Origin of the sequence: Pantoea sp. Sc1, assembly GCF_000255315.1 — a bacterium.
Classification (GTDB): domain Bacteria; phylum Pseudomonadota; class Gammaproteobacteria; order Enterobacterales; family Enterobacteriaceae; genus Pantoea; species Pantoea anthophila.
The window spans coordinates 790983-805025 of record NZ_AJFP01000001.1; the positions used below are offsets into that span (position 1 = coordinate 790983).

A 14043-nucleotide genomic window follows, 5' to 3' on the forward strand; every position below is an offset into this window, starting at 1 on the left:
AAAAGCGTTTGCCCTACAATCGGTTCACTGAAATCTGAGAACCTTTGTTTATGGCCAGCCTGACTCCAGCAAACATCTCTCCAAAACGTATTTTACTGATTAAGCTGCGCCACCACGGCGACATGCTGCTCACCACGCCCGCCATCAATGCGCTGCATGCGCGTTATCCGCAGGCCAGTATCGACGTGTTGCTCTATCAGGAGACACGCCCGATGCTGGAAGCGCATCCGGCTATCCGCCATCTGCACGTCATCGACCGGAAATGGAAGCAGGAGGGCACCTGGCGCAAGCTGGGCCATGAACGGGCATTAATCCGTGCCGTCCGTGACGCCCATTATGACCTGGTGATTAATCTGGCAGACCAGTGGCGTGCGGCGCTGATCACCCGGCTCTCCGCTGCGCCGGTGCGCATTGGTTTCGCCTTTAAAAAACGCGATAACGTCCTGTGGCGCTGGTGTCACAACCGGCTGGTCCCGACGCATAATCACAGCAGACTGCATACCGTTGAGCAGAACATGTCCGCGCTGGCCCCGCTCGGTATCAGCAGCGACAATGCGCGCGTTTCGATGCACTACAGTGACGCTGACCAGCAGATCGTGCTGACCCGCCTGTCAGAACATCAGGTGACCACCCCCTATATCGTGGTTCAGCCTACCTCACGCTGGGGCTTTAAATGCTGGGAAGAGGAGAGCGTGGCCGCCACGGTCGATGAGCTGGCACGGGCTGGACGGAAGGTGGTGCTGACCGCCGGGCCGGACAAACAGGAGCTGGCGATGATCAACCGCATCCGCGCCCTGTGCGCCTCGCCGGATGTCGTGTCGCTGGCGGGTCAGTTTACGCTGCCGCAGCTGGCGGCGCTTATCGATCACGCCACGCTGTTTATCGGGGTCGATTCCGCGCCGATGCACATGGCGGCAGCGCTGGAAACGCCCTGTATCGCCCTGTTTGGCCCGACCAAGCTGCAGCACTGGCGGCCATGGGGAAACAACAACCATGTCATCTGGGCGGGGGATTATGGCCCACTGCCCTCACCCGATTCTATCGACACCCGAACGGATCAGCGTTATCTGTCAGCCATTCCGGTGAAGGATGTGGTCGCGGCGGCGAGGAGCTTCCTGAATGAGTAAGTTAAGGCTGGCGATTGTCCGGCAGAAATACCGGCCGGATGGTGGTGCTGAGCGTTTTATCTCCCGTGCGCTGGAAGCACTGGGCAGCGAACAGCTCGATCTCAACATCATTACCCGCAGCTGGCAGGGCACGCCCAATCCGGACTGGCATCTCCATATCTGTAATCCTGCAAAGCTGGGCAGGGTTTCCCGCGAGCGCGGCTTTGCCCGTGCCGCACGCGCCTGCTGGGAGCGTGAAAAGTTCGATATTGTGCAGAGTCATGAACGCATCGCTGGCTGTGACATCTTTCGCGCGGGTGATGGCGTGCATCGCGTCTGGCTGGAGCAGCGCGCCCGCATCGTCTCACCGTGGCAACGACTGAGCGCAACCCTCAGTCCCTATCATCGCTACGTTCTGCAGGCGGAAGCGGAGATGTTTAATTCGCCGACGCTGAAAGCGGTGATCTGCAATTCTGAGATGGTTAAGCGCGATATCCTGCGCTGTTTCTCACTCGACGCCGGAAAAATTCACGTCATCCATAACGCTATCGATGCCCGTCGTTTTCAGCCCGCCACGGAAGCGACCCGCCATGCGACCCGCCAGCAGCTGGGGCTGCCGGATGCGGCCACCGTACTGATTTACGTCGGTTCCGGCTTTGAGCGTAAAGGGCTGAAAGCAGCGATTCAGGCGCTGGCCGCCAGTGACCGTTACCTGATTGTGGTGGGTCAGGATAAACAGCTGCAGCGTTATCAGCAGCTGGCTAACCAGCTGAACTGCCTGGATCGCCTGCGCTTTGTTGGCGTACAGCAGGATGTGCAGCCGTTTTATCACGCGGCGGACGGCCTGCTGCTGCCCACGCTCTACGATCCTTTTCCTAACGTGGTGCTGGAGGCGATGGCCTGCGGTCTGCCGGTTATTACCAGCACCGGCTGCGGGGGGGCTGAGTTTATTACCGCCGGTCAGGAGGGCTTCGTCTGTGATGCGCTGGATATCAACGGATTAAATCAGGCCGTTTGCGCCATTCCGCGGCTGACGGAAGATTCACGCATGGGTGATGCGGCCCGGCGTAAAGTTGAACCCTATGGCCCGCAACGACTGGCACAGGCGCTGACTTCGCTTTATCAACAGGTATTGAGTACCAACTGACAATCCGGGATGAGTGCATGCGGGGTTTCTGATAACATGCCGCCATCTGATTTTAACCTGTTTTTAGACGCGAACCTGCTGTAACGGTAACTATGACGACCATTTACACCGCATTGCTCTACTTTATTCAGCCACTGATTTGGCTGCGCCTGTGGCTGCGCGGTCGTAAAGCACCGGCGTATCGCAAACGCTGGGCGGAGCGCTATGGCTATTGCGTTGGCAAAGTGAAGCCCGACGGCATTGTGCTGCATTCGGTTTCCGTGGGGGAAACCCTGGCCGCGGTGCCGCTGGTGCGCGCGCTGCGTCATCGTTACCCGACCCTGCCGATTACCGTCACGACCATGACGCCAACCGGCTCTGAGCGTGCACAGTCAGCCTTTGGCAAAGATGTGCACCACGTCTATCTGCCTTACGATCTGCCCGGATCGATTAATCGTTTTCTGGATACGGTCAACCCCCGGCTGGTGATCATCATGGAAACCGAGCTGTGGCCGAACATCATCCGCATTCTGCATCAGCGTAACATTCCGCTGGTGATCGCCAACGCGCGTCTCTCAGCCCGATCCGCCAAAGGCTATCGCAAGCTGGGTAAATTCATGCGCAGGCTGTTGCAGAGCATCACGCTGATAGCAGCGCAGAACAGTGAAGATGGCGACCGCTTCCTGGAGCTTGGCCTGAAACGCTCTCAGCTGGCGATCACCGGCAGCCTGAAGTTTGATATTTCTGTCACGCCAGAGCTGGCCGCCAGAGCTGTCACGCTGCGTCGCCAGTGGGCGCCACGCCGTCCGGTCTGGATTGCCACCAGCACCCACGAAGGCGAAGAGGCCATTGTGCTGGATGCCCACCGCCGCCTGCTGCAGACGTTCCCTGATCTGCTGCTGATTCTGGTTCCGCGTCATCCTGAGCGCTTTAACGATGCGCGTGAACTGACCCAGTCGCGCGGCTTCAGCTTTATTCTGCGCAGCAGCGGCGAGATCCCTTCGGGCTCCACCCAGGTGGTCATCGGCGACTCGATGGGCGAACTGATGCTGCTTTACGGCATTGCCGATCTGGCGTTTGTCGGCGGCAGCCTGGTGGAGCGCGGCGGACACAATCCGCTGGAGCCTGCAGCGCACGCGATTCCGGTTCTGATGGGGCCACATATCTGGAACTTCAAAGATATCTGCGGCAAATTGCAGGAAGGCCAGGGACTGATTACTGTCACCGACGTGTTCTCGCTGGAAAAAGAGGTCACCAACCTGTTGCAGGATGATGACTATCGTCGTTATTACGGCCGTCATGCCGTGGACGTGCTGCACCAGAACCAGGGTGCCTTACAGCGTCTGCTCCAGTTACTTGAACCGCATTTACCTCCACGGGCTCACTGATGTCAGCACGCCAGCGTCTTTCAGTCGTTATGATCGCCAAAAATGAAGCGGAACTGCTGCCAGACTGTCTGGCTTCAGTCAACTGGGCGGATGAGATTATCGTGCTGGATTCAGGCAGTCACGATAACAGTGCCGATATTGCCACGCAGGCTGGCGCGAAGGTCTACCACAGCGATGACTGGCAGGGGTATGGCATCCAGCGCCAGCGCGCGCAGCACTATGCCACCGGCGATATGATTCTGATGATCGATGCCGATGAGCGCGTCACACCGGAACTGCGCGCGGCGATTGAGCAGGTGCTTATCGCGCCGCCGGGCCGCACGATTTACAGCCTGGGCCGCAGCAATCTGTTTCTGGGGCGCTTTATGCGCCACAGCGGCTGGTACCCTGACCGCGTGATGCGGCTCTATCCGCCCACCTTCCGCTACAATGATAATCTGGTGCATGAATCGCTGCAGCGTGACGGCGCACCGGTGGTGGCGTTACCCGGCGATTTACAGCATCTGACCTGCCGCGATCTGATCGCTTTTCAGCGTAAGCAACTGGCCTATGCCGAAGCCTGGGCCACGGAACGCCACCAGCGTGGTAAGCGTTGCGGTCTGTTCTCCCTGTTCGGTCATACGCTGGGCGCGTTTGTGAAAACGCTGCTGCTGCGCGCCGGTTTTCTCGACGGAAAGCAGGGCTGGATACTGGCGGTGGTCAACGCACAATATACCTTTAACAAATATGCCGCCCTCTGGGCGCTGAATCAGGCTGCGAAAAAAGGGCAGGTATGAGCACGAAAGCCATCTATCCCGGAACATTTGATCCTGTCACCCTTGGCCATCTCGACATCGTGACGCGGGCCGCGCAGATGTTTGATCAGGTTATTCTGGCCGTTGCCGCCAGCCCCAGCAAAAAGCCGCTGTTCTGTCTGGAGGAGCGCGTGGCGCTGGCGAGTGAAATGGTGGCCCATCTGCCCAACGTTAAGGTGGTGGGATTCAGCGACCTGATGGCCAATTTTGCGCGAGACCAGCAGGCGAATGTGCTGGTGCGCGGATTGCGTGCGGTGTCAGACTTTGAGTATGAAATGCAGCTGGCGCAGATGAATCGTCACCTGCTGCCGACGCTGGAGAGCGTTTTCCTGATGCCGTCTGAGGGCTTCTCGTTTATCTCCTCTTCGCTGGTCAAAGAGGTGGCGCGTCACGGCGGTGATGTCTCCGCCTTCCTGTCCGCGCCCGTCCATCAGGCATTGCTGGCTAAGCTGGCTTAGTGCTGGCAGCGGGGGCACCAGTAGGTGCTGCGCTGCCCATGCCTGCCGCTGATAATGGGTGTCCCGCAGGCCCGGCAGGGCTCACCTGCCCGGCCATAGACCTGCAGCTGCTGCGCAAAATAGCCCGGTTTACCGTCGCTCTGTAAGAAGTCCCGCAGCGTGGTTCCGCCCTGCTCAATGGAACGTAACAGCACCGCCTTGATGGTATTGACCAGCAGCTCTGCTTCCGCCTGCGACAGACTGCCGGCGGCACGATCGGGCAGGATCCCGGCGGTAAAGAGTGACTCGCTGGCGTAGATGTTGCCTACCCCCACCACGACTTTGTTATCCATCAGCCACTGCTTAATCACCGTTCGCTTGCCGCGTGACTTCTCAAACAGGTAAGCCGCGTCAAACTGGTCGCTCAGTGGCTCCGGTCCCAGATGCGCCAGCACGCTGCTGCCTGCCAGTTCGCTGCTCCAGAGCCAGGCACCAAAACGCCGCGGATCGGTGTAGCGCAGCACTTTGCCGTTGCTCATCACCAAATCAACATGGTCATGCTTCTCCGCAGGCCGCTCTTCCGGCAGCACGCGCAGGCTGCCGGACATGCCCAGGTGGATAATGATCCAGCCATGCGGCAGCTCCAGCAGCAGATATTTAGCCCGGCGCTGCACGCTGAGCACCGGCTGATCGCTCAGCGCATGGATCTCCTGTGAAACAGGCCAGCGCAGACGGGAATTACGCACCACGGCGTGAAGGATGGTTTCACCCACCAAATGCGGCTCGATACCGCGGCGGCTGGTTTCGACCTCTGGCAACTCTGGCATACCCTCTCCTCAGCGTTTTACACAAACAAAAAACCCGGCCGGAGCCGGGTTTTTAGCAGAACACTAAAATTACTTAATTTTAGCTTCTTTGTAGATCACATGCTGACGTACAACCGGATCGAACTTTTTCAGTTCCAGCTTCTCTGGTTTAGTACGTTTGTTCTTCGTGGTGGTATAGAAGTGACCTGTACCAGCAGAGGAAACCAGCTTGATCTTCTCACGAATACCTTTAGCCATGATTCAGTTCCTTAGTACTCTTAGTACTTCTCACCACGGGCACGCATGTCGGCTAACACCGTATCAATGCCCTTTTTATCAATAATACGCATACCTTTTACAGATACACGCAGAGTAACGAAGCGCTTCTCGCTCTCAACCCAAAAACGGTGTGAGTGCAGGTTCGGAAGGAAACGGCGTTTCGTCGCGTTCATTGCGTGGGAACGGTTGTTACCGGTCACCGGACGCTTTCCAGTTACCTGGCAGACTCGTGACATGTCTATTCTCCAAAAATCAAATCAGCTCGAGCTTTAAAAATTAGGTTTTGGCCGCCTCGTCAGGCTTGCAGCCCGCCAGGCGAGTTCCATGGAACCCGCTAAGCTGGCCTAACCGCCAAACCCGAGATTCTCAAAGGTGGCGTAGTATACGCCGCTCAGCCCAAGTGCTCAAGTCCCGAACAGATAAAGATCCCGAATGATCGGGCAAAAAGCCGCCACCTGGCGCGAATTTTCCCGCTATCAGAGCCATCCCCGCTCAGCAAAGGAGACATATTCGCCATGACCTATCACCAGATGATCGAGCAGGCGGATGTCGAGAAGCTGGCAGGCTTCGCTGACTTTATGGGTCACCTGGCGGTCAGCCCGGCTCGGTTCCGCCATGCCCGACGGATGATTATGCGCCAGAATCAGCGCGGCGGCGTTGAGCTTCAGCGCCTCCCGGACGATCTCGCGTGGGTGCACTTCCACACTGTTAATCGACCCCGAGAACATTTTTTGTGCCCGCAGCACCCGGTGCTGATTATCCAGAAAGAGCGCCATAAAGATCTCGCGCTCCTGATGGGCTAATAAACTTTGCAGATACTGGCGGGTGATCTGGGGATTTTCCATCACGCTTTCGCGCGCCAGCTTGCTGGCGAAGAAACGCTTCGCCAGTTCGGCAATCGCGTGCAGCTGGGCCAGTTTGGCATCACCAACGCCTTTTATGTTACTGAATGCCGCCTTGCCCGATGTCATCAGCTGATAAAGCGAGCCAAACTCCTGCAGCATCTGTCCGGCCAGCTCAATGACGTTCTGCCCGGGCGAGCCGGTGCGGAGAAAAATGGCCAGCAGTTCGGTATCGCTGAGGGCATGCGCGCCCAGCTTCTGCAGTTTTTCCCGTGGTCCACTGTTTTTCATGTCTGCTCCTCCCTGAGATCAACCTCAGCATGACCCAGCCATGCCCGGGGTGCCATCAGCGCAGCCACAATCTTCGAGGCGGTTCGCAAACGCAGTCCGTGAAAAGGCGCATCCGCACTTTTGTGATAAAGTCCGTGCATTCGCCGCCCCGTGCGGCAGAGAGCTTAGTGAGGCCAACATCATGATGGGATTAGCCGGCAAAAAAATTCTTCTTGGCGTAAGCGGCGGCATTGCTGCTTATAAAACTCCGGAGCTGGTGCGCCGCCTGCGCGATCGCGGTGCCGATGTCCGCGTCATGATGACGCAGGGCGCGAAGGCGTTTATTACGCCGCTCAGCTTACAGGCCGTCTCCGGCTATCCGGTGTTTGACGATCTGCTCGACCCGGCGGCGGAAGCCGCGATGGGTCACATTGAGCTGGCAAAGTGGGCCGACCTGATTGTACTGGCACCGGCGACGGCTGATCTGATAGCCCGTATTACCGCCGGTATGGCAAACGATCTGGTGACCACCGCCGTGTTAGCGACCGCCTCGCCCGTGGCCGTGGTACCCGCCATGAATCAGCAGATGTATCGCGCGGCGGTGACGCAGCACAACCTGGAGCAGTTACAGGCGCGTGGCGTGCTGATCTGGGGGCCGGACAGCGGCAGCCAGGCCTGCGGCGATGTCGGCCCCGGCCGGATGCTCGATCCGCTGGCGATTGTGGACCATGCGGTCACGTGGGCCACCCCCGTCAACGATCTGCAACATCTCAACATTATGATTACCGCCGGTCCGACCCGTGAGGCGCTCGACCCGGTGCGCTACATCACCAACCACAGCTCCGGAAAAATGGGGTTTGCGATTGCCGCCGCCGCCGCCCGACGCGGCGCAACGGTCACGCTGGTCAGCGGCCCGGTCACGTTGTCTGCCCCTGCCGGCGTGCGGCGCATTGATGTCACCAGCGCGCTGGAGATGCAGGCTGCCGTGATGGGTGAGATAGATAAACAACATATTTTCATTGCAAGCGCAGCCGTGGCAGACTACCGGGCAGCCGATATTGCGGCCGATAAAATCAAGAAACAGGGCGGCGATGATACCGTCACGCTGAACCTGATAAAGAATCCCGACATTGTTGCCGGCGTCGCCGCACTTCAGGAAAATCGGCCATTCGTCGTTGGATTTGCTGCTGAAACACAGAATGTGGAAGAATACGCCCGGCAAAAACGGGTGCGCAAGAATCTGGATCTGATCTGCGCTAACAACGTCGCTCAAACCGGACAGGGGTTTAATAGCGACACCAATGCTCTTCACCTTTTTTGGCAGGATGGAGAAAAGCGCTTACCGCTCAGCGATAAGTCTCTCCTTGGCCAACAATTAATAGACGAGATTGTCAGCCGTTATGATGAAAAAAATAGACGTTAAAATCCTCGATGCGCGCGTCGGCAAAGAATTTCCTCTGCCGACCTACGCCACGTCAGGTTCCGCTGGGTTAGATTTACGCGCCTGTATTGATGATGTTCTCGACATCGCACCGGGCACCACGACGCTGGTTCCGACCGGTCTGGCGATTCATATTGCCGATCCCGATCTGGCTGCGGTCATCCTGCCGCGCTCCGGCCTTGGCCATAAGCATGGCATCGTGCTGGGCAACCTGGTCGGTCTGATTGACTCCGACTATCAGGGGCAGCTGATGGTTTCCGTCTGGAACCGCGGTCAGGAAAGCTTCTCACTGCAGCCTGGCGACCGCATGGCGCAACTGGTCTTCGTTCCGGTAGTGCAGGCGGAATTTAATCTGGTAGAAGAGTTTGACGCCAGCCTGCGCGGCGAAGGCGGCTTCGGCCACTCAGGCCGCCAGTAACCCGTATTACCGACTTTCACTTACGCCCGTTATTTTTCCTCATCGCCATGAGACGCGTTCTTGTGGCAGATGCGTAGGTGTTGCCTGTTTCAGGTGAATTTCAGGGGTTTTTAAGGTCATGGCAGAAAAAAAAGTCGTGAAGCGAAATCGTCGTGAAGAGATTTTGCAGGCGCTGGCGCAGATGCTGCAGTCCGGTGATGGCAGTCAGCGTATTACCACAGCCAAACTGGCAGCCAACGTGGGCGTATCCGAAGCGGCGCTCTATCGTCACTTTCCCAGCAAAACACGGATGTTCGACAGTCTGATCGAGTTTATCGAAGACAGTCTCATTACCCGCATCAATCTGATCCTCAAAGATGAAAAAGAGACCATGACGCGCCTGCGTCTGATCGTGCAATTGATTCTGGGTTTTGGTGAGCGTAATCCGGGACTGACGCGCATTCTGACCGGTCATGCGCTGATGTTTGAGCAGGACCGGCTGCAGGGACGTATCAACCAGCTGTTTGAGCGGATTGAAGTGCAGCTGCGACAGGTCATGCGTGAGCGTAAAATGCGTGAGGGTGAAGCCTTTCAGGCTGATGAAGCGCTGCTGGCGAGTCAGCTGCTGGCCTTCTGTGAAGGCTTACTGTCGCGCTATGTCCGCTCGGAGTTTCGCTTCAGTCCTACCGCAGACTTCGATAGCCGCTGGCCACTTATCGCGGCCCAGCTGGTCTGAACAAAGGCGGGCATCACGCCCGCCCGGGTTAAATCCCGTACGCCTGCTGATAGGCACGCACCTGAGCCAGGTGATCGGCCATCTCCGGCTTCTCTTCCAGCCACGTAATCAGGTCTGCCAGCGTAATAATCGCCGTCACCTTACAGCCATAATCACGTTCCACTTCCTGAATGGCTGACATGTCACCGCGGCCACGCTCCTGACGATCAAGCGAAACCAGCACGCCCGCCAGCGTAGCGTTGTGCGCGCCAATGATATCCATCGACTCACGAATCGCCGTACCTGCGGTGATCACGTCGTCAACCAGCATCACTTTGCCCTGCAGCGGGCTGCCCACCAGCAGGCCGCCTTCGCCGTGATCTTTGGCTTCTTTGCGGTTGAAGCAGTAAGGCACGTCGCGGTCATGATGATCGGCCAGCGCCACCGCGGTGGTGGTCGCAATCGGAATGCCTTTGTAGGCCGGGCCAAAGAGCAGATCGAAATCGACAGCGCCATCCACCAGCGCCTGCGCGTAGAAGCGTCCCAGCAGCGCTAAATCCCGTCCGCTGTTAAACAGACCGGCGTTAAAGAAATAGGGACTTTTACGTCCGGACTTTAAAGTGAACTCACCGAACTTCAGCACCTGTTTGTTCAGGGCGAATTCAATAAACTGACGCTGCCAGGCTTTCATTTCTCACTCCTCAAATAAAGAAAAGGCGACTCTGTGGTCGCCTGTTACATCAACTGTTCAGTGCCGCTTTCTGCGCCTGAATTAACTCCTCGATTCCGCCGCGTGCCAGCGCCAGTAGTGCCAGCAGCTCTTCATGGCTGAACGGCTCGCCTTCGGCGGTTCCCTGAACCTCAATCATGCGGCCATCTTCCATCATCACGACGTTCATGTCGGTTTCTGCGGCTGAATCTTCCACATACTCCAGATCGCACAGCGCTTCGCCCGCCACGATCCCTACGGAAATAGCGGCGACCATGCCTTTCATCGGATTGGCTTTCAGCTTGCCGCTGGCGACCAGTTTGTTCAGCGCGTCGGCCAGCGCCACACAGGCGCCGGTGATGGACGCGGTGCGGGTGCCGCCATCGGCCTGGATCACGTCACAGTCGAGTGTAATCGTGAATTCTCCCAGCGCTTTCAGATCGACGGCGGCGCGCAGTGAGCGGGCAATCAGACGCTGAATTTCCAGCGTGCGACCACCCTGCTTGCCTTTTGCGGCCTCACGCGCCATGCGGCTGTGGGTCGAACGCGGCAGCATGCCATATTCAGCTGTTATCCAGCCCTGGCCCTGCCCTTTAAGGAAACGCGGAACCCCTTCGTCTACGGAGGCAGTGCAAAGCACTTTCGTTTCGCCGAACTCCACCAGAACGGAACCCTCTGCGTGTTTGGTGTAATTGCGGGTCAATGTGACTGGACGCACCTGCTGTGCGCGACGGCCTGCTGGACGCATGGGTTATCTCCGGCTTGCTAATGATTGGCTGCGCATTATACGGACTTCCATGCCCGCTGTCTCTTGCGCTGGTCGGGCGCAGGCTTCAGATGAAATTCCGCGCCAGCTGTGGCTAAATGCGCGTTCCTTTCACTCTGATTAAAAAGACATATGGCCGCCATTCTTCATTTCCTGCTGGCGCTGGTGGTGATTTTCGCCCTTGCGCTGCTGGTCAGTCATGACCGTAAACAGATTCGCCTGCGCTTTATTATTCAACTGATTGTGGTGGAAGCCGCGCTGGGTTGGTTCTTCCTTCACTCCGCCGGAGGGCTGGCGCTGGTCAGTTCGTTCGCCGGCTTCTTTGAGACATTGCTGGGCTTCGCTGCACAGGGCACGGAGTTCGTGTTTGGCGGCATGAGCAAACAGGGGCTGGCCTTTATTTTCCTCGGCGTGCTCTGCCCGATTGTCTTTATTTCCGCGCTGATCGGCATATTGCAGCACTGGCGTATCCTGCCGCTGCTGATCCGTATTTTCGGGACGCTGCTGTCGAAAATTAACGGCATGGGTAAGCTGGAATCGTTCAATGCCGTCAGCACGCTGATTCTCGGTCAGTCGGAAAACTTTATCGCCTACAAAGGGATCCTCGGAGATATCCCGCCGCGCCGGATGTACACCATGGCGGCGACCGCGATGTCTACCGTGTCGCTGTCGATTGTCGGCGCCTACATGTCGATGATCGAAGCAAAGTATGTGGTTGCCGCACTGCTGCTTAACATGTTCAGCACCTTTATTATCCTGTCGATCATCAACCCGATGAAACAGCAGGATGAGCAGCCTATCGCCCTGGAAAAACTGCATGAAGATCAGAGCTTCTTTGAGATGCTCGGCGAGTACATCCTGGCGGGTTTCAAAGTGGCCATGATCATCCTGGCTATGCTGATTGGCTTTATCGCCCTGATTGCTGCCGTTAACGCGCTGTTCGCGGCGCTGTTCGGGTACAGCTTCCAGCAACTGCTCGGCTATCTGTTCTATCCGCTGGCCTGGCTGATTGGCATTCCCAAAGCCGATGCCCTGCAGGCGGCCACTATTATGGCGACCAAGCTGGTGGCAAATGAGTTTGTGGCGATGATCGAGCTGCAGAAGGTAGCGGCAGGTATGAGCGCACGCGGACTGGGGATTCTGTCGGTCTTTCTGGTCTCCTTCGCCAACTTCGCCTCAATCGGCATCGTGGCGGGAGCGATAAAAGGTCTGAACGAGACGCAGGGTAATGTGGTGTCCCGCTTTGGCTGGAAGCTGGTTTACGGCTCTACGCTGGTCAGCCTGCTTTCTGCGGCCTTTGCCGGCCTGTTTATCTGATGATACAGGGGCGGTGGCTCTGCCGCCCCTTCGCCCTAGAACCCGACACAGACGGGCGCATCCACCCGCATGACTGACTCCTGATGAAAGCGTTTTTTATAGAGGCTGCGTAGCGCCTCAATATCATGGTTGATGGCGGGATCGATGCCGTGGATCAACATCAGCGCTTTACTGTTCTCTCTTGCCAGCTTCCCATTTTCCCCCAGCCACTGACCTTTAGCGTCATAAACCGACAGGCCCGCTTTGAAGCGTGGCGTGACCTCATTGTCCACGAAGTTCATCCAGTCGAGTGAGCTGACCGAACCGCCATCAGGCTTGCTCAGTCCAAACCACAAGGTGGTCTGCATCATCATGTCGCCACCCGCGCAGATCGGTTGCGGTTTAGTGGGTGCCGGATGGCGAGTCTGGCAAGCTGACAGCAGCAGCGCCAGCATAACGGGAAGAGCAATCACGCGAGACATCGATCAGTAATCCTCACACAGGGGGTCAGTGGTCATCATAAGTGGCTGTCACTGAAGGCGTAAAGCGTTCGTTATTGCCCAGTGAGACGCTTATGCCTGTTATGCCGTGGCTCGCCTCGCTATACTTCACCCATCTTTCCGTAAAAGAGTGCCACTTATGATCCGCAGTATGACCGCTTATGCCCGCAGCGAAGCCAAAGGCGAATGGGGCAGCGCCGCCTGGGAGCTGCGTTCCGTGAACCAGCGTTATCTGGAAACCTACATCCGCCTGCCGGAACAGTTTCGCGGGCTGGAGCCGGTTATCCGCGAGCGCATTCGCCAGCGTCTGACGCGCGGGAAAATCGAGTGCAATCTGCGTTATGACGCCGATCCCAGCGCACAGGGCGAGCTGATGCTGAACGAAACGCTGGCAAAACAGCTGGTTCAGGCCGCTAACTGGGTCAAAATGCAGAGCGATGAAGGCGCGATTAATCCGCTGGATATTCTGCGCTGGCCTGGCGTGATGTCTGCTCAGGAGCAGGATCTGGATGCCATCAACACGCAGTTATTGCAGGCGCTGGACAATGCGCTGGATAACTTCGTTGCGGCTCGCGAAAGCGAAGGCACCGCGCTGAAAGCGATGATTGAACAGCGTCTGGAAGGCGTTTCACAGGAAGTCAGTAAGGTTCGCGCGCAGATGCCTGAAGTGATCAAATGGCAGCGCGAGCGCCTCGTCGCTAAGCTGGAAGATGCGGAAGTCCAGCTGGAAAATAATCGCCTTGAGCAGGAGCTGGTGATGATGGCGCAGCGTGTTGATGTCGCTGAAGAGCTGGATCGTCTGGATGCGCACGTTAAAGAGACTTACAACATCCTGAAAAAGAAAGAGGCCGTGGGCCGTCGTCTCGATTTCATGATGCAGGAGTTTAATCGCGAATCAAACACGCTGGCGTCAAAATCGATTAACGCCGATATCACCGCTTCAGCCATTGAGCTGAAAGTGCTGATCGAGCAGATGCGCGAGCAGATTCAGAACATCGAGTAATATTTATATCTATCCACCGATATCCATAAGCCCATGTTAAATGGGCTTTTAAATAGGTCCTGAGTTCCGGTTAATTCAGCAGGAAAAACCGAATCAAAATGAAAAGTGAGACACATACCACTTCACTTTCTCAATTATGCCGTTTAGCATTGCAGGGATCGGTTCTAT

18 protein-coding genes are annotated in these 14043 nt (G+C 57.2%); 10 read left to right on the forward strand and 8 right to left on the reverse strand.

Translation table 11 applies throughout. The features are described 5' to 3' along the window. Window positions 1-50 precede the first annotated feature (50 nt). The 5 genes from rfaQ (at window position 51) to coaD (ending at window position 4872) form a co-directional block, all read left to right on the forward strand. Entirely contained in the window at window positions 51-1127 is a 1077-nt protein-coding gene (gene rfaQ / locus S7A_RS03795) for a putative lipopolysaccharide heptosyltransferase III (RefSeq protein ID WP_009088099.1), read from the forward strand. Further along, complete coding sequence (locus S7A_RS03800; protein WP_009088100.1) at window positions 1120-2253, forward strand: glycosyltransferase family 4 protein; 1134 nt, start codon at window positions 1120-1122, stop codon at window positions 2251-2253. The genes rfaQ and S7A_RS03800 overlap by 8 nt, the downstream gene beginning before the upstream one ends. A 92-nt stretch (window positions 2254-2345) precedes the next feature. Continuing rightward, on the forward strand, window positions 2346-3620 hold the full coding sequence (gene waaA, locus S7A_RS03805) for a lipid IV(A) 3-deoxy-D-manno-octulosonic acid transferase (RefSeq protein ID WP_009088102.1): 1275 nt from the start codon (window positions 2346-2348) through the stop codon (window positions 3618-3620). Further along, on the forward strand, window positions 3620-4396 hold the full coding sequence (locus S7A_RS03810; protein ID WP_009088104.1) for a glycosyltransferase family 2 protein: 777 nt from the start codon (window positions 3620-3622) through the stop codon (window positions 4394-4396). The genes waaA and S7A_RS03810 overlap by 1 nt, the downstream gene beginning before the upstream one ends. Continuing rightward, complete coding sequence (coaD, locus tag S7A_RS03815; RefSeq protein ID WP_009088106.1) at window positions 4393-4872, forward strand: pantetheine-phosphate adenylyltransferase; 480 nt, start codon at window positions 4393-4395, stop codon at window positions 4870-4872. Before S7A_RS03810 ends, coaD begins: the two co-directional genes overlap by 4 nt. Here coaD and mutM read toward each other — a convergent pair. The 5 genes from mutM to S7A_RS21395 form a co-directional block, all read right to left on the reverse strand. After that, a complete protein-coding gene (mutM, locus tag S7A_RS03820; protein ID WP_009088108.1) occupies window positions 4869-5678 on the reverse strand; it encodes a bifunctional DNA-formamidopyrimidine glycosylase/DNA-(apurinic or apyrimidinic site) lyase in 810 nt (269 codons plus the stop codon). The two genes, coaD and mutM, sit on opposite strands and share 4 nt — an antisense overlap. A gap of 69 nt (window positions 5679-5747) precedes the next feature. Then, window positions 5748-5915 (reverse strand): 50S ribosomal protein L33, encoded by a 168-nt coding sequence (gene rpmG, locus S7A_RS03825; protein WP_001051798.1) that lies wholly within the window; start codon window positions 5913-5915, stop codon window positions 5748-5750. A 20-nt stretch (window positions 5916-5935) separates the two neighbouring features. After that, window positions 5936-6172, reverse strand: coding sequence for a 50S ribosomal protein L28 (gene rpmB, locus S7A_RS03830; RefSeq protein ID WP_006121249.1), 237 nt, complete (start codon window positions 6170-6172; stop codon window positions 5936-5938). A 240-nt stretch (window positions 6173-6412) separates the two neighbouring features. Then, window positions 6413-7069 (reverse strand): DNA repair protein RadC, encoded by a 657-nt coding sequence (radC, locus tag S7A_RS03835; RefSeq protein WP_009088110.1) that lies wholly within the window; start codon window positions 7067-7069, stop codon window positions 6413-6415. Continuing rightward, window positions 7066-7209: a hypothetical protein gene (locus tag S7A_RS21395; RefSeq protein ID WP_158000248.1), complete on the reverse strand. Its 144-nt coding sequence runs from the start codon at window positions 7207-7209 to the stop codon at window positions 7066-7068. Before S7A_RS21395 ends, radC begins: the two co-directional genes overlap by 4 nt. Before the next feature lie 41 nt (window positions 7210-7250). On the opposite strand from S7A_RS21395, the gene coaBC reads away from it, so the two are divergent. The 3 genes from coaBC (at window position 7251) to slmA (ending at window position 9622) form a co-directional block, all read left to right on the forward strand. Then, complete coding sequence (gene coaBC / locus S7A_RS03840; protein ID WP_033736105.1) at window positions 7251-8471, forward strand: bifunctional phosphopantothenoylcysteine decarboxylase/phosphopantothenate--cysteine ligase CoaBC; 1221 nt, start codon at window positions 7251-7253, stop codon at window positions 8469-8471. After that, entirely contained in the window at window positions 8449-8907 is a 459-nt protein-coding gene (gene dut / locus S7A_RS03845; RefSeq protein WP_033736106.1) for a dUTP diphosphatase, read from the forward strand. Before coaBC ends, dut begins: the two co-directional genes overlap by 23 nt. A gap of 118 nt (window positions 8908-9025) precedes the next feature. Next, window positions 9026-9622: a nucleoid occlusion factor SlmA gene (gene slmA, locus S7A_RS03850; RefSeq protein WP_009088113.1), complete on the forward strand. Its 597-nt coding sequence runs from the start codon at window positions 9026-9028 to the stop codon at window positions 9620-9622. Window positions 9623-9650: 28 nt separating this feature from the next. Here the strand turns inward: slmA and pyrE are convergent, their stop codons facing one another. Continuing rightward, a complete protein-coding gene (pyrE, locus tag S7A_RS03855; protein WP_009088114.1) occupies window positions 9651-10292 on the reverse strand; it encodes an orotate phosphoribosyltransferase in 642 nt (213 codons plus the stop codon). A gap of 49 nt (window positions 10293-10341) precedes the next feature. Then, window positions 10342-11058 carry a ribonuclease PH gene (rph, locus tag S7A_RS03860; RefSeq protein WP_009088115.1) on the reverse strand — a complete coding sequence of 239 codons (717 nt, stop codon included), beginning with the start codon at window positions 11056-11058 and terminating at the stop codon, window positions 10342-10344. A gap of 150 nt (window positions 11059-11208) precedes the next feature. Between rph and S7A_RS03865 the strand changes: the two genes are divergently transcribed. Continuing rightward, window positions 11209-12393, forward strand: a complete 1185-nt coding sequence (locus S7A_RS03865; protein WP_009088116.1) for a NupC/NupG family nucleoside CNT transporter — start codon at window positions 11209-11211, stop codon at window positions 12391-12393. A 35-nt stretch (window positions 12394-12428) separates the two neighbouring features. On the opposite strand, the gene S7A_RS03870 is transcribed toward S7A_RS03865, so the two are convergent. Then, window positions 12429-12854: a DUF3574 domain-containing protein gene (locus tag S7A_RS03870; protein WP_009088117.1), complete on the reverse strand. Its 426-nt coding sequence runs from the start codon at window positions 12852-12854 to the stop codon at window positions 12429-12431. 157 nt (window positions 12855-13011) lie between these two features. Here S7A_RS03870 and S7A_RS03875 point away from each other — a divergent pair, with 157 nt between their 5' ends. Continuing rightward, window positions 13012-13875, forward strand: coding sequence for a YicC/YloC family endoribonuclease (locus S7A_RS03875; RefSeq protein ID WP_009088118.1), 864 nt, complete (start codon window positions 13012-13014; stop codon window positions 13873-13875). Window positions 13876-14043 lie beyond the last annotated feature (168 nt).

Bases quoted from the DNA above. Each gene is read 5' to 3' on its own strand.
- S7A_RS21395 (WP_158000248.1), bottom strand. From the start codon at position 7,209: ATGCACGGACTTTATCACAAAAGTGCGGATGCGCCTTTTCACGGACTG.
- S7A_RS03865 (WP_009088116.1), top strand. From the start codon at position 11,209: ATGGCCGCCATTCTTCATTTCCTGCTGGCGCTGGTGGTGATTTTCGCC.
- radC (WP_009088110.1), bottom strand. From the start codon at position 7,069: ATGAAAAACAGTGGACCACGGGAAAAACTGCAGAAGCTGGGCGCGCAT.
- S7A_RS03870 (WP_009088117.1), bottom strand. From the start codon at position 12,854: ATGTCTCGCGTGATTGCTCTTCCCGTTATGCTGGCGCTGCTGCTGTCA.
- S7A_RS03875 (WP_009088118.1), top strand. From the start codon at position 13,012: ATGATCCGCAGTATGACCGCTTATGCCCGCAGCGAAGCCAAAGGCGAA.
- S7A_RS03800 (WP_009088100.1), top strand. From the start codon at position 1,120: ATGAGTAAGTTAAGGCTGGCGATTGTCCGGCAGAAATACCGGCCGGAT.
- rpmG (WP_001051798.1), bottom strand. From the start codon at position 5,915: ATGGCTAAAGGTATTCGTGAGAAGATCAAGCTGGTTTCCTCTGCTGGT.
- coaBC (WP_033736105.1), top strand. From the start codon at position 7,251: ATGATGGGATTAGCCGGCAAAAAAATTCTTCTTGGCGTAAGCGGCGGC.
- mutM (WP_009088108.1), bottom strand. From the start codon at position 5,678: ATGCCAGAGTTGCCAGAGGTCGAAACCAGCCGCCGCGGTATCGAGCCG.
- rph (WP_009088115.1), bottom strand. From the start codon at position 11,058: ATGCGTCCAGCAGGCCGTCGCGCACAGCAGGTGCGTCCAGTCACATTG.
- slmA (WP_009088113.1), top strand. From the start codon at position 9,026: ATGGCAGAAAAAAAAGTCGTGAAGCGAAATCGTCGTGAAGAGATTTTG.
- coaD (WP_009088106.1), top strand. From the start codon at position 4,393: ATGAGCACGAAAGCCATCTATCCCGGAACATTTGATCCTGTCACCCTT.
- dut (WP_033736106.1), top strand. From the start codon at position 8,449: ATGATGAAAAAAATAGACGTTAAAATCCTCGATGCGCGCGTCGGCAAA.
- rfaQ (WP_009088099.1), top strand. From the start codon at position 51: ATGGCCAGCCTGACTCCAGCAAACATCTCTCCAAAACGTATTTTACTG.
- rpmB (WP_006121249.1), bottom strand. From the start codon at position 6,172: ATGTCACGAGTCTGCCAGGTAACTGGAAAGCGTCCGGTGACCGGTAAC.
- S7A_RS03810 (WP_009088104.1), top strand. From the start codon at position 3,620: ATGTCAGCACGCCAGCGTCTTTCAGTCGTTATGATCGCCAAAAATGAA.
- waaA (WP_009088102.1), top strand. From the start codon at position 2,346: ATGACGACCATTTACACCGCATTGCTCTACTTTATTCAGCCACTGATT.
- pyrE (WP_009088114.1), bottom strand. From the start codon at position 10,292: ATGAAAGCCTGGCAGCGTCAGTTTATTGAATTCGCCCTGAACAAACAG.